We start from the raw sequence: 24,747 nt of genomic DNA, 5'->3' as shown, positions 1-24,747 counted from the left end.
CAATAACTCTGTCGACTGACACTCCGCTTTCGCGAGCAAGCCCGCTCCCACATTTTTTTGGATCTATGGTGTTACTGACTCAGCATTACTTCTCGACGAACGCACGCTCGATCAGGTAATCACCCGGCTCACGCATGCGTGGCGAAACTTTCAGGCCGAAGCTGTTCAACACTTCGCTGGTCTCGTCCAACATGCTTGGGCTGCCGCACAGCATGGCGCGGTCGTCCTCGGGGTTGATCGGCGGCAGGCCGATGTCGGTGAACAGCTTGCCGCTGCGCATCAGGTCGGTCAGGCGGCCTTCGTTTTCGAACGGCTCGCGGGTCACGGTTGGGTAGTAGATCAACTTCTCACGCAGGGCCTCGCCGAAGAATTCGTTCTGCGGCAGGTGCTCGGTGATGAACTCGCGGTAAGCGACTTCGTTGACGTAACGCACGCCGTGGCACAGGATCACTTTTTCAAAGCGCTCGTAGGTTTCCGGGTCCTGGATCACGCTCATGAACGGAGCGAGGCCAGTGCCGGTGCTGAGCAGGTACAGGTGTTTGCCCGGCTTCAAATCGTCAAGCACCAGGGTGCCTGTCGGTTTTTTGCTGATGATGATCTCGTCGCCTTCCTTCAAGTGCTGCAATTGGGAAGTCAGCGGGCCATCCGGCACCTTGATGCTGAAGAACTCCAGATGCTCTTCCCAGTTCGGGCTGGCAATGGAGTAAGCGCGCATGAGCGGGCGGCCGTTGGGTTGTTGCAGGCCGATCATCACGAACTGACCGTTCTCGAAGCGCAGGCCCGGGTCGCGGGTGCACTTGAAGCTGAACAGCGTGTCGTTCCAGTGATGAACACTGAGGACACGTTCGTGGTTCATGTTGCTCATGTACGGGGAACTCCTGGAAATGGGTCTGCGCCAAAGAGATAGATGCGCAATTGCACAGCATTCTAATGGCGGCGACAATATCTGTTAACTGGATTATTAAGATAAGGGTTATCGGTTATATCGATATGCGATTTACTCTCCGTCAACTGCAAGTCTTCGTCGCCGTCGCCCAGCAGGAAAGCGTCTCCCGCGCTGCTGGCCTTCTGGCCTTATCTCAATCCGCCGCCAGCACCTCGATCACCGAGCTGGAGCGCCAATCCAGCTGCCAATTATTCGACCGCGCGGGCAAGCGGCTGAGCTTGAACGCCCTCGGCCATCAGCTATTGCCCCAGGCCGTGGCGCTGCTGGACCAGGCCAAGGAGATCGAGGACCTGCTCAACGGCAAGTCCGGCTTCGGTTCCCTGGCGGTCGGCGCCACGCTGACCATCGGCAATTACCTGGCCACCCTGCTGATCGGCAGCTTTATGCAGCAACACCCCGAGAGCCAGGTGAAGCTGCATGTGCAGAACACTGCGCATATCGTGCACCAGGTCGCGCACTACGAAATTGACCTGGGTCTAATCGAAGGCGACTGCAGCCACCCGGATATCGAAGTGCAAACCTGGGTCGAGGATGAACTGGTGGTGTTTTGCGCGCCCCAGCATCATTTAGCCAAGCGTGGCGTGGCGAGCATGGATGAGCTGACCCGTGAGGCGTGGATCCTGCGGGAGCAAGGTTCCGGCACGCGCCTGACGTTTGACCAAGCCATGCGCCATCACCGCAGCGCGCTGAATATCCGCCTGGAGCTGGAGCACACCGAGGCGATCAAGCGTGCCGTGGAGTCAGGTTTGGGGATTGGCTGTATTTCCCGGTTGGCGCTACGCGATGCATTCCGCCGTGGCAGCCTGGTGCCCGTGGAAACCCCGGACCTGGACCTGGCCCGGCAGTTCTACTTCATCTGGCATAAACAGAAGTACCAGACCTCGGCCATGCGCGAGTTCCTGGAACTGTGCCGCGCCTTCACCGCCGGGGTTCAGCGCAGCGACGAGATCGTGCTGCCGAGTATTGCCTGATCGTCAGATCAGGATCACGGCCCACACCAGGGTAATCATGGTCAGCGCGACGAATTGCGCGGCGCTGCCCATGTCCTTGGCGTTTTTCGACAAGGGGTGGCGGTCCAGGGAGATCCGGTCAATCGCCGCTTCCACCGCCGAGTTGAGCAACTCGACGATCAAGGCCAGCAGGCACACGGCGATGAGCAGGGCGCGTTCGACCCGGCTGACATGCAGGAAGAAGCTCAATGGGATCAGGATCACGTTGAGCAACACCAACTGACGGAAGGCCGCCTCGCCGGTGAAAGCCGCACGCAGGCCATCCAGGGAATAGCCCCCTGCATTGAAGATACGTTTGATACCGGTTTGACCCTTGAAAGGCGACATAGACGTAGGCAACTGAACCAAAGAAGTGGGGAAACTAGATCACGCCAAGTCAAAAAAGCGTGAATCGGTAACAGCTTAATGCTGCGAAATTGACTCAAGTTGTTGCAAGAGCAACGCCGCCTGGGTCCGCGTGCGCACCCCCAGCTTACGGAAAATCGCCGTGACGTGGGCCTTGATGGTCGCTTCCGACACGCTCAGCTCGTAGGCAATCTGCTTGTTGAGCAAGCCTTCGCAGACCATGGTCAGCACACGGAACTGCTGGGGCGTCAGGCTGGCCAAGCCATCACGGGCGGCCTTGGCTTCGTCAGATACGTTGATTTCTTCAAACGCTTGCGGCGGCCAAGACACATCACCATCCAGTACCGTACGCACGGCCTTCTGGATGTCTTCCATCGCGCTGGATTTTGGAATGAAGCCGCTGGCACCGAACTCCTTGGAACGCACCACGACATCGGCTTCTTCTTGCGCCGAGACCATCACCACGGGGATCTGCGGGTATTGCCCACGCAACAGCACCAACCCCGAGAACCCGTAGGCGCCGGGCATGTTCAGGTCGAGCAGCACCAGGTCCCAGTCGGATTTTTCGGTGAGGCGGGCTTCCAATTCGGCAATGCTGGCCACTTCGACCAGGCGCACGTCCGGGCCAAGGCCCAGGGTCACTGCTTGGTGCAGGGCGCTGCGAAACAGCGGATGGTCATCGGCTATCAGGATTTCGTATGTGGCCATTGATTAAATGATCCTGTTTTTTATGGGAGCCCTGATGGGTTCAGGGTTCGCCAATACACTAGGCGACGGCCAGGCAGCCATCGCCACAGGGCAAGTTCGACGTCAAAAGCACGTGCAACGACGTCGAAAATTCACGGTTGCGCCCCAATCGGCGCTCAGCATGCCCAGCGTAGCCTGGGGGGTCAAGCACTACGCCCTTGGGCATTTTAGCGGCGGCGGGTTTACGGTGCCATCATGCAAACGTCGTCTGGTTATACCGCTGGGATATAGGGTGCAAGACGAGTATGGACGATGTCGGTGGGGTCCAGGGGTAACTGGAATTTTGCCGCCAGGTAATGGGTGCTGAAGACGTCGAGGTAGGCGTCCAGCACTTCACTGGCGGCGCCATCGTCGGCCAGTTCCAGGCACAGCGCCGCGACCTCCGCAGTGCAGAAATGATCATCGCGCTTGGAGCGGCGCAGCTTGTAGCGCGACAGTTGCTCAGGCGCCAGGCTCAGTACCGGCAAATGCTCCAGGTACGGGCTTTTGCGGAACATCTTGCGCGCTTCGCTCCAGGTGCCGTCCAGCAGGATAAACAGCGGGCGCTTGCCCTCTTCGACCTGAACCTGGCTGACAACCCGCTCGGGCACCACGAATTCACCGGGAAAGACGATATAGGGCTGCCATTGCGGGTCGGCCAGCAAGGTCAGCAAGTCGGGGTCAACCTCGGTGCGCGACCAGGCGAACGCGGTGGTGTCGTCGATCACATCGGCGATCAGCCAGCCGGTGTTGCTGGGTTTCATCGGCTCAACGTCATGCATCAGCAGGCACATCGCGGACCTGGCCGCGACTTTAGGCCGCCAGGCGCACAGGCAATACTCGGGAATGACCCGGCAGCCCGGGCAGCGCTCGGCGCGGGAACCACGGTTCAGGAACGGCCGGACGGCGCGGGCCAGACGCTGGGTGCGCAGGCGAGAGACGGCGTGGCTCATCGGATGCGCCGTTGGGACGGGTAGATCGACACGGTGACAACTCGTGGACGGCTTTAAGTGGCGGCAGTTTACCAGCGATACGCCTGGCTGTAGTGGCAACGGCTCACCTATAATTGCGCGCCACTGAACGCGTAGCGCAGTGGCTGGTCTATGCACCAGTACCCGAATCAGGAGAGTTTCATGTTGCGTTCCATGCTGCGCCTTGCCGCCCCATCCATCGCCCTGGCGCTGGTATTGCCTGTAGGCGCCCAGGCGGCCTCGCTGCTGGAGGCCCAAATGAACCGCAAGCTGCAAAGCGTCGCAGCTGAAAGCAACAAGGACCTGCCCCGGGAAATCGACGAAAAAACCCTGGAAGTGGCCTACACCGTTGAAGGCATGCAACTGATCGATCACCTCAGCGTGCTGCCCGACCGCGCCGAACAGATGCGCGCCAACCCCAAGGCGGTGTATTTCCAACTCGGCCAGAGCGTGTGCTTGAACAAGGGCTACCGCGAGTTGATGGCCAAGGGCGCCGTAATGCGCTATGAGATTACCGAGAACAAGACCAACCGTCCTGTCGCGTCGGTGAAGTTCATCGAAGCCGATTGCCCGGCCCCAGCGGCGGCGAAGAAGAAAAAGTAACGGCTTAACCTTCGTGCACCACCGTCCGGTGGTGCGCACGCCCTCGCTTCACGCCCTTTCGGGCAGTTCGACTCTCTCTCGAGCAACCAATAAGTGGTTGCCAGCCAAGGGTTTTCCGGCTCATGATCGAGCCATCCCTGCCCTTCAATCACAGCATTTCCCCTGCTGTTCTGTAACATTTTCAGGGCAAAAGAAGGTTGCCCCCAGCGGCAAGCAGCGACACATGCAGTGTCGTCGCCTCCGGCGAATGGCTCGTCGGCCACCCGGGCCCTGCAAGAAGGAGAAGTTGAATGCCTTACGAACCGAATGACCGCCTGCTCCGCCATTTTGAACAAAGCGGAGCCGACCTCACGCAGCAGGTCGACGCGCAACTCCAGCTGATTGCCCCCAACAGCCCGAATATCCCTCTTTATCGCGACATGATCCTTACCGTGCTGCGCATGGCCCAGGACAACGGCGACCGCTGGAACGCGAAAATCACCTTGCAAGCCATTCGCGAGTTGGACAATGCGTTCCGCGTACTGGAACAGTTCAAGGGGCGCCGCAAGGTCACGGTGTTTGGCTCGGCACGTACGCCCGTCGAAAGCCCTTTGTATGCCTTGGCCCGTGAAGTCGGGGCAATGCTCGCGAAATCGGACCTGATGGTGATCACCGGCGGTGGCGGCGGCATCATGGCCGCTGCCCACGAAGGCGCGGGCCTGGAACATAGCCTGGGCTTCAACATCACCCTGCCGTTTGAGCAGCATGCCAACCCGACCATCGACGGCACCGACAACCTGCTGTCGTTTCACTTCTTCTTCACCCGCAAGCTGTTCTTCGTCAAGGAAGCCGATGCACTGGTGTTATGCCCAGGCGGTTTCGGCACCCTGGATGAAGCACTGGAAGTGCTGACGCTGATCCAGACCGGCAAAAGCCCGTTGGTGCCCGTCGTGTTGCTGGACGCTCCTGGTGGCGGCTTCTGGCAAGGCGCGCTGGACTTTATCCGCAGCCAGTTGGAAGCCAACCGCTATATCCTGCCCACCGACCTCAAGCTGGTACGCCTGGTGTACAGCGCAGAGGACGCGGTGGCGGAGATCAATCAGTTCTACGCCAACTTCCACTCCACGCGCTGGTTGAAGCGCGAGTTCGTGATGCGCATGCATCACCCCCTCAGCGATCGGGCACTGGCCCATTTGCAGAGCGAATTTGCCAGCCTGCGGTTGAGCGGGGAATTCCACCAACTCGCTTATACCGGCGAGGAACAGGACGAGCCGAGGTTCAGCCATTTGACGCGACTGGTGTTTAACTTTAATGGTCGCGACCAAGGTCGCTTGCGGGAGCTGGTGGATTTCATCAACTTGCCGGAGAACTGGGCGCAGGCTCAGGGCAAGACGCAGCAGCGGGTGGCGCCGGAGCCGGCGTGATTTTTTGAGCAAAAAAAAAGGCCCACTATTTTCATAGTGGGCCTTTTTTATGGAGGGTTTGTAGTGGAGTGGTTGGGGCTGCTGCGCAGCCCAGCGGGAGCAAGCTCCCTCGCCACAACAAGCGCCCTCATCACAACAAGCGCCCTTGCCACAATAGGCTCCCTCACTACATAACAACTCAGTCGTCCATGTCCCGGCCGCTTAGCAGGCGGCTAATCATTTCCATCGAGAATCCGCGATAACTCAGGAAGCGACCTTGTTTCGCACGCTCCCTGGCATCAATAGGCAGATGGCCAGAAAACTTGCGCCGCCAGGTCTCTTCCAACTGCGACTGCCAGCTGATTCCACACTCACGCAGCGCAAGGTCGATATCAGCACGTTGCAGACCCCTCTGGCTCAACTCTTCACGAATCCGCGCCGGGCCGTAGCCAGAGCGGGCTCGATAGGAGACAAAACTTTCGAGGTAACGGGCTTCCGACAGCAGCCCTTCTTCCGTCAAACGGTCGAGAGCGGTGTCGATCATCTCGGGCTCCGCGCCGCGCTGACGCAGCTTACGCGTCAGCTCGACTCGACCATGCTCGCGGCGAGCGAGCAGGTCCATCGCAGTGCGCCGAACGGCGACGAGTGTATCCAGTACAACTGTCATCGTTTGCTTCAGATATCAGTGTCGGCTTCTTCGACTTCTGCAACCGGCTCGCGGTTGGCGGCAGCCTTCACGTCTGGTGCGGCAGTCAGCAGTTTGTCGCGGATCTGCTTCTCAAGCGTGGCAGCGATATCCGGGTTTTCCGCAAGGAACTTGGCCGAGTTGGCCTTGCCCTGGCCGATCTTGCTGCCGTTGTAGGCATACCAGGCGCCAGACTTCTCAACAAAACCGTGCAGCACACCCAGGTCGATCATCTCGCCGTTCAGGTAGATACCCTTGCCGTAGAGAATCTGGAACTCGGCCTGACGGAAAGGCGGGGCCACTTTGTTCTTCACGACTTTGACGCGGGTTTCGCTACCAACAACCTCGTCACCTTCTTTCACCGCGCCAGTACGGCGGATGTCCAGACGGACCGACGCGTAGAACTTCAGCGCGTTACCACCGGTGGTGGTTTCCGGGCTGCCGAACATCACGCCGATCTTCATACGGATCTGGTTGATGAAGATCACCAGGCAGTTGGCGTTCTTGATGTTACCGGTGATTTTACGCAGCGCCTGGGACATCAGACGGGCTTGCAGGCCCACGTGCATGTCACCCATTTCGCCTTCGATTTCAGCCTTGGGTACCAGGGCTGCCACGGAGTCGACCACGATCACGTCGATGGCGTTGGAACGCACCAGCATGTCGGTGATTTCCAGGGCTTGCTCACCGGTATCCGGTTGGGAAACCAGCAGGTCGTCAACGTTGACGCCCAGCTTGCCAGCGTATTCAGGGTCGAGGGCGTGCTCGGCATCGACGAACGCGCAGGTGGCGCCCATTTTTTGTGCCTGGGCAATCACCGACAGGGTCAGGGTGGTTTTACCGGAAGATTCAGGACCGTAGATTTCAACGATACGGCCTTTTGGCAACCCGCCAATGCCGAGCGCGATGTCCAGACCCAGAGAGCCAGTGGAAATAGCCGGGATCGCCTGACGGTCGTGATCGCCCATACGCATTACGGCACCCTTGCCGAATTGACGTTCGATCTGACCCAGGGCCGCAGCCAAGGCTTTCTTCTTGTTGTCGTCCATTAAAGTCCTCACGTAATCAATAAGGCCGGAGCGGCCAACACCTGTATAAGTAGACAGTATTGTTCCACAAAGATCGGGGATCGCCTACCCCTGATTTTCTATTTCTGCTGCAGCTCGTCGCAACAAGCCCTCTAGCGCGGCCTTTACCGTTTGTCGGCGGACCTCATCGCGGTTGCCGGTGAAGTGCTCAAGCTCGGCGCTGACGTCATCACCGACACCAAACGCGAGCCATACAGTGCCCACCGGTTTGTCCGGCGAACCGCCATCCGGCCCCGCCACACCGCTGACCGCCACGGCAAAGCGCGCCAGGCTTTTTTCCTGGGCACCACGGACCATCGCTTCCACCACTTCCTGGCTGACGGCGCCCACTTTCGGAAACAAGGTTTCCGGCACATTCAGTTGCCGGGTCTTCTGGCGATTGGAATAGGTGACATACCCCGCCTCGAACCAGGCCGAACTCCCCGGAATCCGCGTGATCGCTTCGGCAATACCGCCGCCGGTGCAGGACTCGGCGGTGGTGACGTGGGCGTTGAGCACCTGCAAACGGCGACCTAGTTCAGCAGCCAGTTGAGTGATTTCCTTCACGGTCGTCTCCAGTCTTGGGCGGGGGTTCGCCTACCCTACAGGAGCCAATCGCGCGTGCAAGTGACGGACTGTCTCAAGCAGCTGGAAAGCACCTAAGAAACCCACAGCACCGTCTTCGCCCGCGCCCACAGCCGCAAGCGCTCCTCCAGCCCATTGAGCCCGCCATTGATACGCCGCGTGATCGTGGTGAACTGATCCTTGTCGGCCAGCTCATTCAGGCCGTTGCTCTGCCAGAACCAGGCAGCCGAGGCGACGGCCCAGTGCGGCTGCTCCAGCAGCGTCGGCTCCCGCAACAAACGATCGTCACCGAACAACGCCTGGCTACAGGCCAGATAATTGCGCCGACCGGTGATCTGGATCAGGCCACGGCCCCGGTACCGCTGGCCATCGCCGTCCTGTTCGGGCGTATTACCCAGACGCGCGGCCAATAGCCCCGTGTCGTACTTGCTCAGATACTGCTCGCTCCCAAGTTCGCGTACGTAGCGCAATTCACCGGACTCATGGCCGATTTGCGCGATAAACGCAGCGACGCGTCGGGCACTGTCGATCCCATAGAGGGCAAACGCGGCATTGAACCCAGGCAAAAAAATGCCCGCAAAAAGGCGGGCTCCCGGCAGGATTTGAATCAGTTGCGCCCGTGTGATCTGCATCAATCGCTCCCTGAAAAGTGCCTATTCCGACAAACCGCCGGCGGTGATGGAGCTGCGATACCCCGCCACCGGATCGTTCGCATTCACCACCTGGGTGATCGACCACCGCCCCTGCATGTAAGCCGGCCAGGTCTCATCGAGCCGCAACAGCCCTTCGGCTGCCAGTAAAGGATTGCCAGGACAATCGATCACCAACTCCAACCCCTCGCGCCCAGCCCTGCGCAGTTCGGCTTCAGCGACGGCACGGGCTTCCGCCGCGTTTTGACAGCGCTGGCGCACGGCCTTGAACGGCGCAATGCCCACTTCAACCACATGCTGCTTGCCTCCCGCCGCATCCCACCAGGTGACACGGCTGCCCTGGTATTTCGCGCGCGTCTTGTCGTTGAGCGTGGCGGTGATAAAGGCTGGATCACCGGGGCGATTGTCCTGGGTCACGGACAATTTCACCTCCGGCAACTGTTGCAGGGTCAAGGTCCGGGTTTTGCCGGCTTCGGCGAGGACATACAGTTCGTTGAACGGCTTGGTGATCGCGCAATAACGCTTGGCCAGCCGGGTAATGAAGGCCATGTCGCTTTCATTGGACTGGTCGATATGCGGCACCGGAACGTTTTCCAGCGACGGCGCCACACGCGGCGAAAACCCATGCCGGCTGACCAGTTGGCGAAACAGCACGCCCAGCGTGGTGGGCCCATAGCTGGCCGATCGACGCTGGCGATAGCCGCTCGCGTCCTGTTCGCTGAAGGGCGCCGCTGTGGCGACAATCAGCAAGCGCAGGGGAAACAGCACGGGGGTGCGCTGGCTGATCAGAAACTGACCTTTTTCCACCAGCCCCGTCTCTTTGTAACCCACGCGCAAGCCAATCTTGCCGCTCATGCTCGGCAGGCCTTCCAGCCCCTCGATATTGAGGGTCAGTTCCAACCGGTCAGATTGAATGCCGACCCCATCGGTATGGCTCCAGCGCAGGGTGCGTTGGTTGAGCAGTGCCGCGTTGGCGCCGTAAAACTCCACGATGGGTGTAAATCCCTGTGTCATGCAGCCTCCTTAATCCCACGCCAGAACGGGGCGCAGCGCAGCTGGCCGCGCTTGCATTTCCGGCACGATTACCCACACACCCGCCGGCAAAACAGGGCCGTACTCGGCAAGCGTGGGGTTCAGGCGCCACAGGGTTTCTTCGGCCGCATCATCGCAACGCCCCAGCTCGCGGTAGAGCAGCAGGTTGACCGAGTCACCGGCGATACTTCGTACTCTACGCATTGACGAATTCCTCCAGCTCAAGGGTCCAGGTCATCAGCATCGCCGTACCGTCATCGATCACGTTGCTCTGGGTTTCCTGAACCGAATTGATGCGCCACAGGCCCCAGTTGCGGCCGATGCCATCCACCAGCGGCAACGGTGTGCGCAAGCCTTGCAAGGCACGCAACTCATCCAGGCGTTGCATACCGATGGCGTACATGGCCTTGCCGCTGAAGGTGAGTTTTTCCAGCTTCTGGCCGCTCTGCCGCGATTGCGGCTTGCTGGCAATAATCGCCAGGTCGCTCCAGCCGCCGTCGCTGTTGCGGATCAGCGAGGCATAGGCAAAGCCTCGGGACAAACCAAAAATGAAATCGCCCAAAACCATCTGTTGTCGCATCAATCACCTCCTGGGTCGGCGAGAGCCACATTACGGCGGACTCCCAGCGCATCCGTGACCATCGGCATGCATTGAAATTGCAGGGCGTGGATCACCTGGCTGACCACCTGTTGGGCATCGGCAGGGTTCACACCGGTGATCTGGATACTCGGCGCGATGGACACCTGCACGTTATCCGTGCGGGCACTGTTGAGCTCTTTGCTCACGGCATCGGGCGCCGGCAGGCGATCACTGCGGCCGAACAGTTTGTCGCCCAGCCAGGCGCCCGCTTCGCTGCCCAGCAAACCACCGATTGCGCCGCCGACCGCTGTACCGACGCCGGGAAGAACCAGCGTACCGATGGCGGCCCCCGCAGAGGCACCCGCCCACGCTCCGCCCGCCGTGCTCAGGCCGGAGCCGATGGCGTTGGCGTCGCCGTTGCGTACGCCCTGGATCACGTCCAGGGCAGCTGCGGCGGCTCTCAATGGCCCAAGCCGGCGCATGCCGACGGATTGCAGTGTGCCGACAGCATCGGCCAAGGCGCCTGCGCTTAGGTTGGGTGCGCTAGCTGCCACGCTGGCCCCGGCAAATGACTGGCCCGCCCCCGGCTGAAAGCTGTTTGACAGGCCCCCCAAGGCCTGGCGCTTTCGCTTGGGCAGACTGCGCCTTACTGTGCTGTGCCCACCGTTTTTTTTGAGCTCTTTGAGTTTATTGACGGCCGCGTCCATGGCCAGATCAACCGCTTTTTCTATGAACTTGTCTTTGATCGTGCCCCACAAGCCTTCGTCGGCCGCCTTGGGCTGGTCCTTCGGCGCGCTCGCGGCCACATCGGCAGCCTTGGGCAGCAGCGCATCGCCGTTGATGAACAGCGTGCTGTTGAGCGTCTCCAACGTCTCGCGCAGCCGCACGTTTTCCTGGGCCAAGGCGTTGATATCCACACTCAGCGTGACCAACGCAGAGCGCAGTTCCACCTGCGGCTGCGCGGCCGCCTCCAGGCTTACGGGGGCCGCCGCACTGGCGGAAAACGGCGCCAGCACATTGCCAAGGTCGGCGTCGCCGATCATCCAGCGCAAGTCCTCCTGGGCGAGCCTCATCCCATATTTCGTGTCTTGCATCCCGCTCTACTCCTGTTTGACGCCAAGGCGAGTGATCGCGATGTCGTAGCGGCGCATGGCTTTGGCGGCGTCCCATTCCAGGATCTCCGCTTCATTGACCGAGTAAACCAGCGGCACCACATCGAGGATTACGTCAATGTCCCGTTGCGAAAGAAGGCCGCCGGTTGATTTAAAAAATCGTCAATGCGCTCCTGCAACCCCGTCCAGTCGGGCACGGTCAGGCCGGCGAGATCGGGGATCATCAGCCCGGTGCAATGGGCGGTAATGAATTCGGCGCGGTCCTTGGCGGTGGCGAGTTTTTTCATCACCTTGGTCGCGCGCAGGGCGGGCATTTCCAGGTCGAGTGCGGTGTGGGTGCGACCGGCGGCATCCACCGGCAGCAGCAGTTGGACCGGTTGTTCGTGGCTCGATGGCGCCGGCTCGCCGAGGAAGAACGACGCAGGACGGGTCGACATCTCATGCACGAATTGGGCGATGGTCACGTAGTCCGGGCGCTTGAGTTGGTCGAGCTCTTTTTCCGACAGGCCGGTGGCGAGTTTCGCCAGTTCGAAGAACTGATCGTCCTCATCATCACCGGCCCGGGCCAGCGCGTCTTTTTGCGCGGCGTAGTACAGCGGCTTGAGTTGTACCTGCTCGATCGTCGCGCCAGTGTCGGCGGTGATCGGCGAGAGCAGGCGGTGCAGCGGTGGCATCCAGGCCATGGGGCAATTCCTTGGGTAACGTTGTAAAAAAGGGCGGGCGCCGATTCCTGTGGGAGCTGGGCTTGTCCGCGATGCAGGCGACTCGGTGTTTCTCAGATAGACCGAGGTGTGGCCATCGCAGGCAAGCCAGCTCCCACAGGGACCGCGATCATTCCTAAGGCATCAGCACGGCGCGGCGTGCGTCGCCGAGAATATCGACGCCATTGAGCACGAACTTCTGGGTGCGCACGTCGATGTCGATCACCGGGATGCCGTTTTCCAGGCGGTTGTAGGTGCGGCAGGACAGCACCAGGGTAGTGGTGGCCTTGTCGCCCATTTTCAGCTTGGCTTCCGCCAGGGATTTGAGCTTTCCGCCGACCGTGTGGTAGGTGAAATAGGTCTTGCCGTCCTGGTCCTGACCGGCTTCGCGCACGTTCAGCAGGATGTCGTCACCCAGGCGCACACCCAGGGCCAGCATGATTTCCGGGCCGGCGCCTTGCAGGATCAACGTGGCATTGAGCACCTTGCCGCTCTTGGCCATTTCCTCGGCGATAAAGCGCCCGCCGGACATGGGCTCCATCTCGAACTCGATCGTCGGCGGGGTGAATTCCTCCACCGTCGCGGACAACGGCAGGCCTTGAAGGGTGGCCGCAATGGCCTGTCTGACTCGGTTGGTAAACATTAGAGAACGTCCTCCAGGAACTGCTCGATGATTTCATCGCGGGCATTGAGTTGATAAATCATGTGTTCGTTCGGCGCGTAGCGGCCGTAGTCGATGACGATGAACCAGGTGCCGTTCTTGTACTTCTCGACACTGTTCAGTTCCGGGTGCAGGTACACGCTGCCGCCGGGGATGGTTTCGTCGGCGACCAGGGTTTGCAGCCAGTCGTTGATGCGCTTGACCTCCTGGTCCATGAAGGACTTGGTGAGGTTCTTGGCCATGGCTTTCTGGCCGGCCTTGACCAGCTTGCGGCTGATGGCATCTTCCAGGCCGACATAGCTGATGAACTTGCCGGTGATGGAGCGGTTACCCAGCAGCGAAAAACCGCCGAGGATGGTCCGGGCGTAGTAGCTCACGCCGTAGCGGTTGAGCAGGTCGCCTTCGGTGGAGGTGTCGAGGATGTTGTACTCGACCACGCGGGAAACATCCTCGGCGAACGTCACCTGATTACCCGGGCTTTCCCACTGCTTGACCTTGGCCAATGCAGCAATGGCCAGGGACGACGGCGCGAGGAACACATTCTTCTTCGCCGCCTTGGAGTACACCGACGGCATGTTGTGCACCAGCAGGCAACGGTCGAAGCCAAGGTCGGCACCGCCCAGTTCGCCGCTGTAGGTCACTTGGCCGGCGACCGCCACGTCCTTGCCATCCAGCACCACACGGGCCTTGATGCGCTTGCCGAAAGCGGCGAACTCACCAGCCACCGCCTTGGCGCCGGTGAAGCCTGGAGCGCCGATGATGGTCAGGTCTTCCGGCACGCTGGCCAGTGCCGCCAGGCCCAGCTTGCGACCGGTGACCGGCTCATCGCCGCCGATCACGTTGTTCTGGGTATCGGCCGCCGTTGCGCCCTCCTCCACGATCACCACGTAGACCGGCACCTTCACCACCTTGAGGATCTGGTACACCGCATGAAACAACGTGCCCGACTCGCTGCCTGTAGGATCCAGCAACGCCTGGGCGGTGAAACTGTTGATACGGAACGGCGAATTTTTCGGGATCGACGCGTGGGCCTTCGGCGCGGTGCCGACCAGGCCGATCACGTTATCGCCCAGGCCGCCCATGGCCTCGGGAGATTCGGTCGCGTTGACGGTGATGCCGTTGTGCTCGAAGTTCAAAACCTCAGCCATGATTAGTCAGCCTTCTCGGTGGTGGCCTTTGGGGCCGGGGTGGCGTTGAGGACGCTGGTCAGTTCCAGACGGCCAGCGGTGCGCAAGGCGGTTGCTTCGACGTCCAGCAGGTCGAGTTCCTCGCCGACGACAGACCAGTGGCCGGCGTGGGTGGGGAATGGGATGAGGACGGTGTAGGTTTGGCGGGTGGGCATATGCACTCCATGCACAAAAAAGCCGCTCAAGGCGGCGGGGTTCTGGATCTGGAAAGAAAACGCCCCGTCAGTGCGGGGCGTTTATTCGGTTTGGTTGGCGATCCACGACGGTGCAACAGGCCGATGTTCACTGTTCGGAAAGTCGGGCGACTGAGGCCAGTCGCGCAACGCCTGCATATACATCAGCAGTTCTTTGAACTGCGCCTCGGAGAGCGTTGGAGCAACTTCAATTTCAAGCTGATCGCGATGGCGCTCACGCAGCCATTTCACTGACGACAACTCATAACCGCGCCAGGCTCGTTCCCGAGCGACAACATCTTCAATGGTTGGAGAAACACCAGGATCCGAAATGGCGAAACCCCGTTCGCTGAGATCCGCATATTCCTTTTCCGACATTTCAATCACATCGGCCGGCATGTTTTTGCCATGCAGCGACAACGAGTAAAGCCCGTGGGTAGACGGTGAATAAAACATGGCACCTCCTCAATAACCGATTGCAATCACCAGCGGAAAGACAAGCCCTTGGTTCGCGGTACCGAACCACTGAGGAAATAGTTTGACGGTCTCTTTGTTCCAGCTACTGACTTGGAACATCTGGTCAGAAAACACCGTGTCATTACCCATGGTCGAGACAGAAGAGATCAGACATGCATTGGGAAATGCGAGAGGAAAACTGACCGCGGGATAAGCGACTGATTCAAGACCGCTGACGGGCCCTTTAAACCACTGGATAACCAACCCGCCCAACCAAGAAGGAAATGCGATATGCCCAGGCATACCGAGTGAAATTGAAAACCCGGCGCGCAGTTTTTTGGGGGTTACAACGACTGCATCGTCCACCCCGGCATTCACTTGTGCCTGAGTTGCAACTTTCACAGTGCCTTGATTGATTTCCGTCGCCTGAACCGCCAAAGGCGCCAACGCCGAAACATTAATAGTTCCCTGATTGATCGGCGCGCTCCAGGCCTTGATACACCACATCACCGCCAGGTTGCGCGGACGGGTTTCATTACCGCCGGTGTACCCGACGTCCTGAAGGAAATCAAAAACGGAACCGCCGAGAGCCTTAACGCCAGCGACGCCAACCGCAGAACTGATGCCAGTTTGATTGGGCGGCGTATGGGTGTGGTTCTTGAACGCATCCGCCTGGAAACTGGCAACCGCACGCCCCGCATCAACGCCCCGCCCATGATCCCAACCCCGGAAAAACTCCCCTCGCGACTCCGGCAACCGGGTGAACCCAGCTGCATCACTCGCAACGTTGAATTTCTTCGCCAGATACGCAGCCAAGTCTGGATAAACAGAATCCTTGAACAGGCTGTTATCCACCTCCAGATACCCCGACGGCACGATTCCAAGCGGAAACGGCACCATCGCGCCGACCGGCAACGCTGAAGCCTTGGCGATCAATGCTTCAATCTCTGCCCTGGTATACGACCCCTTCGCCAACTGCTGCGCCAGGTAATCCACCACCCACGCCCGAGTCGCCTTCACCACCGTGTCATCAATCAACAACGTCACATTGGCGGCATTGGTCGTCTCGAAAATCGAGCGAATGTAAAACTCTTTGCCCGCCCCCGACGTCGTCAACACCGGCTTGTACGACTCCGGATATTTCACGATGGCATACAAGATCCCGCTGTCCGTCCACAGCCCGGCTTCCCGCACATACCAGCCGCCGACATTCGACGGAATGGTGACCTCAGCCATCAGCCAGTTGGCGTTTTTTTCATCTTGAAACAGCGCGTTCAATGGCCCGCGCCAGACTTCGCGTTTCAGCGCTTTTGCACTGGCATCAGGGTTATAGACAGCGCCGTTGCCGTCGCCGACGGAGATCTGCGCCAGTTTGATCGGCACGCCCGCAGCCTTGCAGGCGGTTTCGTAGGCGAGCCCCGCGTTGGTGAGCAGGGTGTAATAGTCAGCCATTTAATGCTCCTGTGGATAAAGGGTGGTGGTTTCGACGGTGTAGAGCCCGGCCGCCAAACAGGCGCGGCCCGTGGCCTCAACGCCGGCCAGCACATTTGGGTAAATCGTCGCGAGTTCGCCGCACAGCGTGGCGCCGCCGATGCTGTGGCGGCCCGACGCGCTCAGGCCGACAGAGACCGAGAAGATGTCGCGCTCGCTTTTGGCATCGGCCAGGCGTCGATCAAGTCGCAGGTCAGTGGCTTCGCTGTAGGGCAATTCGGTCCAGACCCGGACGGCAAAGCTGTAGGGCACACCTCGCGGTTTCTGCTCGTACCAGGCGCGCACTTCGGCGCGTAGTTGCAGGCCTTTGATGGCGTTTTCCAGGGCTTGGCGAGTGCCAGCCTGGCGAGCGGTGGGCCAGGCGAGTTTGACCGTCAGGCGCTTCTCGGCCTCGGGGGCGGTGGTGCTCCATTCGTTCACCGCGCGGTCCGCTGCCAGGTAGGGCAAAAACGCCGCCGGCGTACGATCCGGGTCCATCAGTTGGGGGAACGGCGGCGTGACCCGCTCCAGCAAATAGCCGAAGCCCAGGTCCAGGGCCTTTTCCAGGGGTGAACTGTTGGCGGGCAACAGGCTCGTCTTGGGCTCACTCATAGCGTGCGCACCTCCACCTCGACGCCCGTGCAGTACGGGGCCTGGAATGCCGAACTGATGATCGGCGCCAGCGGTTCAAGGATTTGCAGTTGCGCAGCGCCGGCGCTGTGGATGGCGTAGTCGATCCAGCTCGGATCGACCCGCCCTTCCAGGCGATGACAGGAATCGGCGTAGGTTTGCAGCAGCTGTTGCGCGGCAACCTGGGTCAACCCCGAATCGGGGCCCGCGTTGATCTTGGCGACCACACGGATCTTGTAGCGTTGGATCTGCGCGCCCTGGACGGTGACCAGATCGGTTTCCGGTCGTACATCGGGCCGTGCGAAATGTCGCCGCACGCCGTCAAGCAAATCGGCAGAGGCGCTGCCATCGCCGTCCCGGGAGAGCACGGTGACCATCACCTCGCCAGGCGCGGTACGCCGACCGTTGCCATCCTTGATCCGCGCAGCATAGCCGTCCGGGTTGAAGGTATAGCTGACCGTCACCACGCCCGGCGCGGCGCTTTGCACCTTGACCGCTGGCCGCTCGCCCAAGGTGAACACTTCGCGGCGATATTGCATGCGCGAGCCCGCCGCTGGGGCGTGGGGCGCCAGGTAATAACGCAGGCGAGCATCATCGTCGCTTTCCAGAATCGGCGGCACAGGCGGGAACGCGGCCGGGTCGCCAGGGTCGAGTACCTGGCGCTCCAGGCCCATGTCCGCGAGGCGCGCATCCAGGTTGCTGCCGGTGGCCCACCACGCCAGCATCTGCTTGATGCGCGCATTGTATTGGCGTTCGTGGGTTTGCAGGCGTACGCAAAACGCTTCCAGGGCCAGGGTCAGCAGCTCGCTTTCATTGTCGAGGCTGAGCTTGAGCTTGGCCGCGCTCTGCGGCGCTCGGGTGGCCACGTAGTCGACGACAAACGCCTTGAACTCCGCCAACAGCGGCTCGAAGGCGTCGACCGCGATAATCGCCGGTTCCGCCAGTTGGTTCTGGCCAGGGATCAGCATGCTCATGTGACGACCTCGAAGGATTGTTGGCGGTTTTTCCAGGTGCCGGCAAAACGCAGCAGCAAGCCGGCGCCCTGGCGGGTCGCGACGATGACCTGGGGTTGAAAGTCGGTGATGCCGTTCTGCGCGTTGTAGAACGCGTCGGCGGCGTGGCTCTGGGCGAGGATCAACAAGTCATCGCCGAGGTTCTGGCCGAGCAGTTGCGGGATCTTCGAGCCGTACAACGGGCGCTTCTGGCGAGTGCCCACGGGGGTGGTCAGCGCTCGGGTGGCGCGCTGGACGAATTGCAGCCAGTCATCGACCGCTGCCCCGCTGTTCCTATCGATTCCGATCATGGCAAATCCTTATGCGCTGCTGATCACGCGGCCGTGGTGGTCCACCACGGGGCCGCTCAAATGCACACCCTTGGCATCCAGCAGCAAGCCGCTGGCGCCGAGTTGCAGGGTGATGCTGTCTTTGGTCAGCGCCAGCGTGGCGGCGCCGACGGTCACGTTCAGCTGTTCACGGGAGCCGCTGACAGTGGTCGGCCCGTTGCTCCAATTGAACGTATGGCTGGCATCGTCATAGTCGCTTTGGGTGCCGTCCTGATAGCGGCGCCGGGTCAACGAGGCCACGCCGGAGACCGGCGGAAACAGATTACTGTTGAGGCCGAACAAGGCCACGGACTGTGCTCCGCCTTCCCCGCCGCCATAGTTGAGCAACAGGCATTGCTCACCCACCGAGGGAATGCGGGTTTCAGTCTGTGAACCGGCGCTGGGGTTGAAAAAGCGGATGGCCGGGCTGAGCAAATCCCCATGGCTGACCTTGCAGGTGTTGCTGGCGGCGTCGACCTCCTGGCACACGCCAATCCGGCAGAAACTTTCCGCACGGCGATACAGGTCTTCGAGCTGGGTTTCCATTTCTACCAGGCGCTCGACAATCGGCCCGAGTTGCATGCGTAGCAATGCGTCGAACATGGACTACTCCTGGAGTGGGCGATATTGATCCGGATCGTTGATGTCGGAGACTTCCCAAGTGCGGGCAAATAACGGTTTGCCTGTGGGATCTTCGAGGAGGCGCGGGCCGAGGTAGAGGGTTTGGCTGAAGGACACGGTCCAGGTGTCGTAGTCCGTTTCCACGCCGTTCAGCGCGGAAGGTGCAGCGACGATGGCCATGGGCAAATCGCACTGATCCGGCGGCAGGCCCCAGCGGTTGTCCAGGGCCAGGTCCATCAGTTGGCTGGCCAGGTCGCACGCATCAAACGCTGCGGCCCCGGTGGCGACAGTGACCTTGAGTGAAACCGCCAGCACATGCGCCTTGCGCCCCTCAAGGGAGCGCACGCCAGGGCCATTGCGCTCCATGCTGACAAGCACGCCGGTCTGATCGCCGGAGCCGCTGAAGTCTTGGTGATTACCGACACGCAATTGTGGGAAAGCGCTCTTCAGCGCGTCCGCAATCGCCATGGGCAGTTGGGAAGTTTTTTCGATAGAGGTCATCTTGTTGCGTCCTTGCAGCGTTACTGCTGATCCGGGCGGTTGACGCCGATACGCTTGGCCGCCCAACGTTCATAAAGGCCGATGGCCACGTCTGCGCCAGCCATGGCGGTCAGGCAACCCAGGGCGGCGGCGGTCCAGACCGACAGGCCCGCGGCATACAACAGCATCACGGCCGAGACCCCGCAGACCATGCACGCCCCAGACCGCAAGGCCAGGCGGCGTACCAGCGACCAGCCCCGGGCGCCCTCCTTGTCGGCGCGCCACATTTCACCGCTGACCCCGCCGATCAGGGCCAGTACGATCACCAGCCAGATCGGCATTTCCGCTAACGCTTGCTGCTCGTTTGTCATATCACGCCTCCTGGCTGAGCAATGCCGGCACAGTGCCGGGGTTTGGATACTTCCGTATGTCGGTGGGCATTCCAAAAAGCCCGGTTGCCCAGGCTTTTCAGCAATGCGTCCCGCGAACTGTCGGCGCTACTGGCGCGGTACGGTTCTTCCCTCGATGTTTTTCCGACCACGATCCCTGTCTGCCGGATAACTGCTTCTGGTGCTTTACGCTGCACACCCGGGCCAGTTGCCAACCCTCTGAACCGTTGAGGCCGGTTCATCGCTGCCTGTTCTTGTCATGCGGTGTAACTAAAGAGCGTCGGCATCCTTGCCGGTATTACCTGGCGTCCTTGCCATCGCTGTGATGGCGTCCTTGCCGATGTTGCGTGCCTTCCTTGTCTTCCTTGGCAGCATCCTTGCCGCCTCCACCAAGCCTACTTGCCTGGCTTGAGATGGAGAATATGCATGTATGCATATACAGTCAATGCGCAGATGCATTTATTTTCGCAGGGTAATTGCGCTAATGCATAGAAAGCCATGCAGGCATGGGGTTAGCCTGCTTTTGCCAGGCGAAAAAAAACCCGCGCATTGGCGGGTTTTGCCTTACACAAGAGGGTTAGCGAGCGTACATGCCCCACCAGAACACATGGCCAAGAATGCTGATCTGCTCATCCTGGATGTCCTGGAAACTGTAGTCCTCGTCCGGGTGCTCATCGCGATTGAAACTGCGCAGGCGAATCCCGGAAGGCAGGCGATAGAGCTGTTTCACCCGCAGTTGACCGTTGTGATTGATGGCATACAAATCGCCATCGACGATATCGCCAATCCCGCTCTTGCCCGCGTTGACCCCAACCGTCGCCCCATCACGCAGCACGGGCAGCATGCTGTTGCCACGCACGGTCACGCACTTGGCCTGGTCAAACTGCACACCGTTATGCCGCAGGCTGCGCTTGCCAAACCGCAGACTGGCTTTCTCGCTTTCCTCGATGACGAATCTTCCTGATCCAGCAGCCAATTCAACCTCGCGCAGAAAAGGGATCGACACCTCGTCATCATTCACGGGGGTGTCGTCGTCCCACAGGCTAATGTCCTTGAGTTCCGAATGGGTTGGGTCACGCAGGTCTTCGCGCAAGGCGCCGATGGCTACGCGCCCGCGCAGTTGGTCGGTGCTGACGCGAAAGTACTCGGCGATGCGCGAGATGTGTTTGTCCGAGGGATCGACGATCTTGCCGCTGAGGATCCGGGACAGCGTGGATTGAGGCACACCGGTGCGCCGGTGAAGCTCCATGGGGGAGATCCGGTCGCGGTCCAGCAGTTCTCGTAAGACGATAGAAACGTTGCGTTTTTGCATAGCGCGGATAGTGACGAGTGTTTTTTGGGTTGGCAAATGCAAAATTGCATATTTATTGCATTTATTACCGCCTTGCCCCTATCTGCTTGTGACCTGCGAAGCCCCGACCTCGCGTGTTAACCTTGCGGCCATCGCAAAATCAGCAGGGCCGAGCGCCCCCTTTGCCCCACTCCTTTAACGAATTTGCCTACTACCCAATGAGTAAAAACACTTCCGACCTGTCCTCCCACACCCCGATGATGCAGCAGTACTGGCGCCTCAAGAACCAGCACCCTGACCAGTTGATGTTCTATCGCATGGGCGACTTCTACGAGATCTTCTACGAAGACGCGAAGAAGGCCGCCAAGCTGCTGGACATCACCCTGACCGCCCGTGGGCAATCGGCTGGGCAGTCGATTCCGATGTGTGGGATTCCATACCACTCGCTGGAAGGTTATCTGGTCAAGCTGGTGAAGCTGGGCGAGTCGGTGGTGATCTGTGAGCAGATTGGCGACCCGGCCACTAGCAAGGGGCCAGTGGAACGCCAGGTGGTGCGCATTATTACACCGGGGACGGTGAGTGATGAGGCGTTGCTGGATGAGCGCCGCGATAACCTGATTGCCGCGGTGTTGGGCGATGAGCGTTTGTTCGGCCTGTCGGTGCTGGACATCACCAGCGGCAATTTCACTGTGCTGGAGATCAAGGGTTGGGAAAACCTGCTGGCCGAGCTGGAACGTATCAACCCGGTGGAGTTGTTGATCCCGGATGATTGGCCAAAGGACCTGCCAGCGGAAAAACGTCGTGGGGCCAAGCGCCGTGCGCCGTGGGATTTTGAGCGTGACTCGGCGCTGAAAAGCCTGTGCCAACAGTTCTCCGTGCAGGACTTGAAGGGCTTCGGTTGCGAAACCCTGACCCTGGCCATCGGCGCCGCCGGTTGCCTGCTCGGTTATGCCAAGGAAACCCAGCGCACCGCCCTGCCGCACTTGCGCGCCCTGCGTCATGAGCGCCTGGACGATACCGTGGTGCTGGATGGCGCCAGCCGGCGCAACCTGGAGCTGGACACCAACCTGTCCGGCGGCCGCGACAACACGCTGCAATCGGTCGTCGACCGTTGCCAGACCGCCATGGGCAGCCGCTTGCTGACCCGTTGGCTGAACCGTCCGCTACGAGACTTGAGCGTGCTGCAGGCGCGTCAGTCGTCTATTACCTGCCTGCTGGACGGTTACCGCTTTGAGAAGCTGCAACCGCAGTTGAAGGAAATCGGCGATATCGAGCGCATCCTCGCGCGGATTGGCCTGCGCAATGCGCGGCCCCGCGATCTGGCGCGCCTGCGCGATGCCCTCGGCGCCCTGCCGCAACTGCAAGCGGCGATGACCGAACTGGAAACGCCACACTTGCAACAGTTGGCCGTGACCACCAGCACCTACCCGGAGCTGGCGGCACTGCTGGAAAAAGCCATCATCGACAACCCCCCGGCGATTATCCGTGACGGCGGCGTGTTGAAGACCGGTTACGACAGCGAGCTGGACGAGCTGCAATCCCTCAGCGAAAACGCCGGGCAGTTCCTGATTGACCTGGAAGCCCGCGAAAAAGCCCGTACCGGCCTGGCCAACTTGAAAGTCGGCTACAACCGCGTACACGGCTACTTTATTGAACTGCCGAGCAAGCAGGCCGAGTCGGCGCCTATCGACTATCAGCGTCGCCAGACCCTCAAGGGTGCCGAGCGCTTTATCACGCCGGAGCTCAAGGAGTTCGAAGACAAGGCGCTGTCGGCCAAAAGCCGTGCGCTGGCGCGGGAAAAGATGCTGTATGAAGCCCTGCTCGAAGACCTCATCGGCCAACTGGCGCCGTTGCAAGATACCGCCGCCGCCCTGGCCGAGCTGGATGTGTTGAGTAACCTCGCCGAGCGCGCGCTGAACCTTGACCTGAACTGCCCGCGTTTTGTCAGCGAGCCGTGCATGCGCATCGTGCAGGGGCGCCACCCGGTGGTCGAGCAAGTACTGACCACACCGTTCGTCGCCAACGACCTGGCGCTGGACGATGACACCCGCATGCTGGTCATCACCGGTCCGAACATGGGCGGTAAATCCACCTACATGCGTCAGACCGCACTGATCGTGCTGCTGGCGCATATCGGCAGCTTTGTGCCGGCGGCCAGTTGCGAGTTGTCCCTGGTGGACCGGATTTTCACGCGGATCGGTTCCAGCGATGACCTGGCCGGCGGCCGTTCGACCTTTATGGTGGAAATGAGCGAAACCGCCAACATCCTGCACAACGCCACCGAACGCAGCCTGGTGCTGATGGACGAAGTCGGTCGCGGCACGAGCACTTTCGACGGCCTGTCCCTGGCCTGGGCGGCGGCCGAGCGTTTGGCGCACCTGCGTGCCTATACGCTGTTTGCCACCCACTATTTCGAACTGACCGTATTGCCGGAAAGCGAACCGCTGGTGGCCAACGTGCATCTCAATGCCACCGAGCACAACGAGCGCATCGTGTTCCTGCACCACGTGTTGCCTGGGCCGGCCAGCCAGAGCTACGGCCTGGCGGTGGCACAACTGGCCGGCGTGCCGAACATCGTGATCAGCCGCGCCCGCGAGCACCTCAGCCGCCTGGAAACTACAGCGCTGCCCCATGAAACCGTGGTCGCCAGCCCAGCCAAGGCCGCGAGCAAAAGTGCAGCTCCTCACCAGAGCGATATGTTCGCCACCCTGCCCCATCCGGTGCTGGAAGAGTTGGCAAAGCTTGACCTGGATGACTTGACGCCGCGCAAAGCGCTCGAAATGTTATATGCACTGAAGGTTCGGATATAACGCTGACGCTTGCAAGCTGGTAGACTCTCGCGCGGTTTGGGATGCTGCGGGCTTTTTAGCCTGGCCTGCAGACTATCGCTCCCGAACCTCGCGAGCCCTGCCACAAAGGGTTTCGCTGCCGCCGCCTGAGGAGAGAATTAGAAATGACCTTCGTCGTCACCGACAACTGCATCAAGTGCAAGTACACCGACTGCGTGGAAGTATGTCCGGTGGACTGCTTCTACGAAGGCCCGAACTTCCTGGTCATCCACCCGGATGAGTGCATCGACTGCGCCCTGTGTGAACCAGAATGCCCGGCCGTCGCGATTTTCTCCGAGGACGAAGTCCCGGCAGAGATGCAGGAATTTATTCAGTTGAACGTCGAGCTGGCGGAAATCTGGCCGAACATCACTGAGAAGAAAGACTCGCTGCCGGATGCAGCAGAGTGGGATGGCGTCAAAGGCAAGATCAAAGACCTCGAGCGCTAACAGCGCCGCCGCCAAACAAAAAAAGGCCCTTAGGGGCCTTTTTTGCGTCCGGGGACTTTTCTGCAGGCAAAAAAAAGGGGCGGTATGACCCGCCCACATTTTTTCCCTAGTCCCTGTATTCCTTTTCATCATCCTGATGAATCGCATCCTGCGACGTTCCTTCAAACCATCGTTCCTTGATGGCTGTGTCAATCCGTGGACACAGGGCTGATCTTAGAGACTTCCAAGGGAAGTTCAACGGGATCCAACCCGTGGACTGACACACAAAAACCCTCAACCAGATTTAATTAATTGTTGTATTTCAATGCGTTAAAAAAAACTCTCAGCGTTTCGGGACGTACATGTCCGGTAAAAAAACCAAACACTTACGAAAAAGTAAGCAAATGCTTACACGAG

Annotated in this window: 30 protein-coding genes; 5 read left to right on the top strand and 25 right to left on the bottom strand. The window is 60.3% G+C overall.

Going from position 1 to position 24,747, the window contains the following annotated elements; translation table 11 throughout:
* Positions 1-85 precede the first annotated feature (85 nt).
* Entirely contained in the window at positions 86-865 is a 780-nt protein-coding gene (gene fpr / locus NUV89_RS08135) for a ferredoxin-NADP reductase (RefSeq protein ID WP_124526086.1), read from the bottom strand.
* Between the two features lie 125 nt (positions 866-990).
* On the opposite strand from fpr, the gene NUV89_RS08130 reads away from it, so the two are divergent.
* Positions 991-1,917, top strand: a complete 927-nt coding sequence (locus tag NUV89_RS08130) for a LysR family transcriptional regulator (RefSeq protein ID WP_017738246.1) — start codon at positions 991-993, stop codon at positions 1,915-1,917.
* A 3-nt stretch (positions 1,918-1,920) separates the two neighbouring features.
* Here the strand turns inward: NUV89_RS08130 and NUV89_RS08125 are convergent, their stop codons facing one another.
* The 3 genes from NUV89_RS08125 to NUV89_RS08115 all read right to left on the bottom strand — a co-directional run bounded on the left by NUV89_RS08125 (position 1,921) and on the right by NUV89_RS08115 (position 3,980).
* Positions 1,921-2,283 carry a diacylglycerol kinase gene (locus NUV89_RS08125; RefSeq protein ID WP_017137081.1) on the bottom strand — a complete coding sequence of 121 codons (363 nt, stop codon included), beginning with the start codon at positions 2,281-2,283 and terminating at the stop codon, positions 1,921-1,923.
* 75 nt (positions 2,284-2,358) lie between these two features.
* Positions 2,359-3,009, bottom strand: a complete 651-nt coding sequence (gene erdR, locus NUV89_RS08120; RefSeq protein WP_003189050.1) for a response regulator transcription factor ErdR — start codon at positions 3,007-3,009, stop codon at positions 2,359-2,361.
* A 251-nt stretch (positions 3,010-3,260) separates the two neighbouring features.
* Positions 3,261-3,980 carry a tRNA-uridine aminocarboxypropyltransferase gene (locus NUV89_RS08115; RefSeq protein WP_207039861.1) on the bottom strand — a complete coding sequence of 240 codons (720 nt, stop codon included), beginning with the start codon at positions 3,978-3,980 and terminating at the stop codon, positions 3,261-3,263.
* Positions 3,981-4,160: 180 nt separating this feature from the next.
* On the opposite strand from NUV89_RS08115, the gene NUV89_RS08110 reads away from it, so the two are divergent.
* Both NUV89_RS08110 and NUV89_RS08105 read left to right on the top strand, forming a co-directional pair.
* Positions 4,161-4,601, top strand: a complete 441-nt coding sequence (locus tag NUV89_RS08110; protein WP_257780910.1) for a quorum-sensing-regulated virulence factor family protein — start codon at positions 4,161-4,163, stop codon at positions 4,599-4,601.
* 290 nt (positions 4,602-4,891) lie between these two features.
* The gene (locus NUV89_RS08105; protein WP_257780909.1) at positions 4,892-6,004 is read left to right on the top strand and encodes a TIGR00730 family Rossman fold protein; all 1,113 of its coding nucleotides are present in this window, start codon (positions 4,892-4,894) and stop codon (positions 6,002-6,004) included.
* A 178-nt stretch (positions 6,005-6,182) separates the two neighbouring features.
* Here the strand turns inward: NUV89_RS08105 and recX are convergent, their stop codons facing one another.
* From recX to NUV89_RS08000, 21 genes are all read right to left on the bottom strand, one after another.
* A complete protein-coding gene (recX, locus tag NUV89_RS08100; RefSeq protein WP_026136987.1) occupies positions 6,183-6,650 on the bottom strand; it encodes a recombination regulator RecX in 468 nt (155 codons plus the stop codon).
* 8 nt (positions 6,651-6,658) lie between these two features.
* Positions 6,659-7,717: a recombinase RecA gene (gene recA / locus NUV89_RS08095; RefSeq protein ID WP_017738252.1), complete on the bottom strand. Its 1,059-nt coding sequence runs from the start codon at positions 7,715-7,717 to the stop codon at positions 6,659-6,661.
* An 84-nt stretch (positions 7,718-7,801) separates the two neighbouring features.
* The gene (locus NUV89_RS08090) at positions 7,802-8,302 is read right to left on the bottom strand and encodes a CinA family protein (RefSeq protein WP_257780908.1); all 501 of its coding nucleotides are present in this window, start codon (positions 8,300-8,302) and stop codon (positions 7,802-7,804) included.
* Positions 8,303-8,394: 92 nt separating this feature from the next.
* The gene (locus tag NUV89_RS08085; RefSeq protein ID WP_257780907.1) at positions 8,395-8,952 is read right to left on the bottom strand and encodes a glycoside hydrolase family 19 protein; all 558 of its coding nucleotides are present in this window, start codon (positions 8,950-8,952) and stop codon (positions 8,395-8,397) included.
* Between the two features lie 21 nt (positions 8,953-8,973).
* Positions 8,974-9,984, bottom strand: a complete 1,011-nt coding sequence (locus tag NUV89_RS08080; RefSeq protein WP_257780906.1) for a contractile injection system protein, VgrG/Pvc8 family — start codon at positions 9,982-9,984, stop codon at positions 8,974-8,976.
* 9 nt (positions 9,985-9,993) lie between these two features.
* Complete coding sequence (locus tag NUV89_RS08075) at positions 9,994-10,206, bottom strand: tail protein X (protein ID WP_257780905.1); 213 nt, start codon at positions 10,204-10,206, stop codon at positions 9,994-9,996.
* Positions 10,199-10,582 carry a phage tail protein gene (locus NUV89_RS08070; protein WP_257780904.1) on the bottom strand — a complete coding sequence of 128 codons (384 nt, stop codon included), beginning with the start codon at positions 10,580-10,582 and terminating at the stop codon, positions 10,199-10,201. The genes NUV89_RS08075 and NUV89_RS08070 overlap by 8 nt, the downstream gene beginning before the upstream one ends.
* Positions 10,582-11,676, bottom strand: coding sequence for a glycine zipper domain-containing protein (locus tag NUV89_RS08065; RefSeq protein WP_257780903.1), 1,095 nt, complete (start codon positions 11,674-11,676; stop codon positions 10,582-10,584). The genes NUV89_RS08070 and NUV89_RS08065 overlap by 1 nt, the downstream gene beginning before the upstream one ends.
* A 128-nt stretch (positions 11,677-11,804) precedes the next feature.
* Positions 11,805-12,377: a phage tail assembly protein gene (locus NUV89_RS08060; protein WP_017738260.1), complete on the bottom strand. Its 573-nt coding sequence runs from the start codon at positions 12,375-12,377 to the stop codon at positions 11,805-11,807.
* Between the two features lie 154 nt (positions 12,378-12,531).
* Entirely contained in the window at positions 12,532-13,038 is a 507-nt protein-coding gene (locus tag NUV89_RS08055; RefSeq protein WP_257780902.1) for a phage major tail tube protein, read from the bottom strand.
* The gene (locus tag NUV89_RS08050; RefSeq protein ID WP_257780901.1) at positions 13,038-14,204 is read right to left on the bottom strand and encodes a phage tail protein; all 1,167 of its coding nucleotides are present in this window, start codon (positions 14,202-14,204) and stop codon (positions 13,038-13,040) included. Before NUV89_RS08050 ends, NUV89_RS08055 begins: the two co-directional genes overlap by 1 nt.
* Positions 14,205-14,206: 2 nt before the next feature.
* A complete protein-coding gene (locus NUV89_RS08045) occupies positions 14,207-14,398 on the bottom strand; it encodes a hypothetical protein (RefSeq protein WP_017738263.1) in 192 nt (63 codons plus the stop codon).
* 81 nt (positions 14,399-14,479) lie between these two features.
* Positions 14,480-14,872, bottom strand: a complete 393-nt coding sequence (locus NUV89_RS08040) for a phage tail assembly chaperone (protein ID WP_257780900.1) — start codon at positions 14,870-14,872, stop codon at positions 14,480-14,482.
* A 9-nt stretch (positions 14,873-14,881) separates the two neighbouring features.
* Positions 14,882-16,324 (bottom strand): phage tail protein, encoded by a 1,443-nt coding sequence (locus NUV89_RS08035; RefSeq protein WP_257780899.1) that lies wholly within the window; start codon positions 16,322-16,324, stop codon positions 14,882-14,884.
* Positions 16,325-16,954 (bottom strand): phage tail protein I, encoded by a 630-nt coding sequence (locus tag NUV89_RS08030; protein ID WP_257780898.1) that lies wholly within the window; start codon positions 16,952-16,954, stop codon positions 16,325-16,327. It abuts the gene before it with no gap.
* Positions 16,951-17,946, bottom strand: coding sequence for a baseplate J/gp47 family protein (locus tag NUV89_RS08025; RefSeq protein ID WP_257780897.1), 996 nt, complete (start codon positions 17,944-17,946; stop codon positions 16,951-16,953). Before NUV89_RS08025 ends, NUV89_RS08030 begins: the two co-directional genes overlap by 4 nt.
* Complete coding sequence (locus NUV89_RS08020) at positions 17,943-18,275, bottom strand: phage baseplate protein (protein ID WP_017738269.1); 333 nt, start codon at positions 18,273-18,275, stop codon at positions 17,943-17,945. Before NUV89_RS08020 ends, NUV89_RS08025 begins: the two co-directional genes overlap by 4 nt.
* 9 nt (positions 18,276-18,284) lie before the next feature.
* Positions 18,285-18,896, bottom strand: coding sequence for a phage baseplate assembly protein V (locus tag NUV89_RS08015; RefSeq protein ID WP_257780896.1), 612 nt, complete (start codon positions 18,894-18,896; stop codon positions 18,285-18,287).
* Between the two features lie 3 nt (positions 18,897-18,899).
* On the bottom strand, positions 18,900-19,415 hold the full coding sequence (locus tag NUV89_RS08010; RefSeq protein ID WP_257780895.1) for a hypothetical protein: 516 nt from the start codon (positions 19,413-19,415) through the stop codon (positions 18,900-18,902).
* A gap of 20 nt (positions 19,416-19,435) precedes the next feature.
* Positions 19,436-19,765: a phage holin family protein gene (locus tag NUV89_RS08005; RefSeq protein WP_017738272.1), complete on the bottom strand. Its 330-nt coding sequence runs from the start codon at positions 19,763-19,765 to the stop codon at positions 19,436-19,438.
* A gap of 595 nt (positions 19,766-20,360) precedes the next feature.
* Complete coding sequence (locus tag NUV89_RS08000) at positions 20,361-21,095, bottom strand: XRE family transcriptional regulator (protein WP_207039880.1); 735 nt, start codon at positions 21,093-21,095, stop codon at positions 20,361-20,363.
* Between the two features lie 197 nt (positions 21,096-21,292).
* Here NUV89_RS08000 and mutS point away from each other — a divergent pair, with 197 nt between their 5' ends.
* Together mutS and fdxA are read left to right on the top strand one after the other, a co-directional pair.
* The gene (gene mutS, locus NUV89_RS07995) at positions 21,293-23,884 is read left to right on the top strand and encodes a DNA mismatch repair protein MutS (protein ID WP_257780894.1); all 2,592 of its coding nucleotides are present in this window, start codon (positions 21,293-21,295) and stop codon (positions 23,882-23,884) included.
* A 143-nt stretch (positions 23,885-24,027) separates the two neighbouring features.
* On the top strand, positions 24,028-24,351 hold the full coding sequence (gene fdxA / locus NUV89_RS07990; RefSeq protein ID WP_017738276.1) for a ferredoxin FdxA: 324 nt from the start codon (positions 24,028-24,030) through the stop codon (positions 24,349-24,351).
* Positions 24,352-24,747 lie beyond the last annotated feature (396 nt).

The sequence above is a fragment of the Pseudomonas sp. 18.1.10 genome (assembly GCF_024655625.1).
In the GTDB taxonomy this organism is placed as follows: Bacteria; Pseudomonadota; Gammaproteobacteria; order Pseudomonadales; family Pseudomonadaceae; genus Aquipseudomonas.
This window is presented reverse-complemented; position numbering and strand designations above follow the sequence as displayed.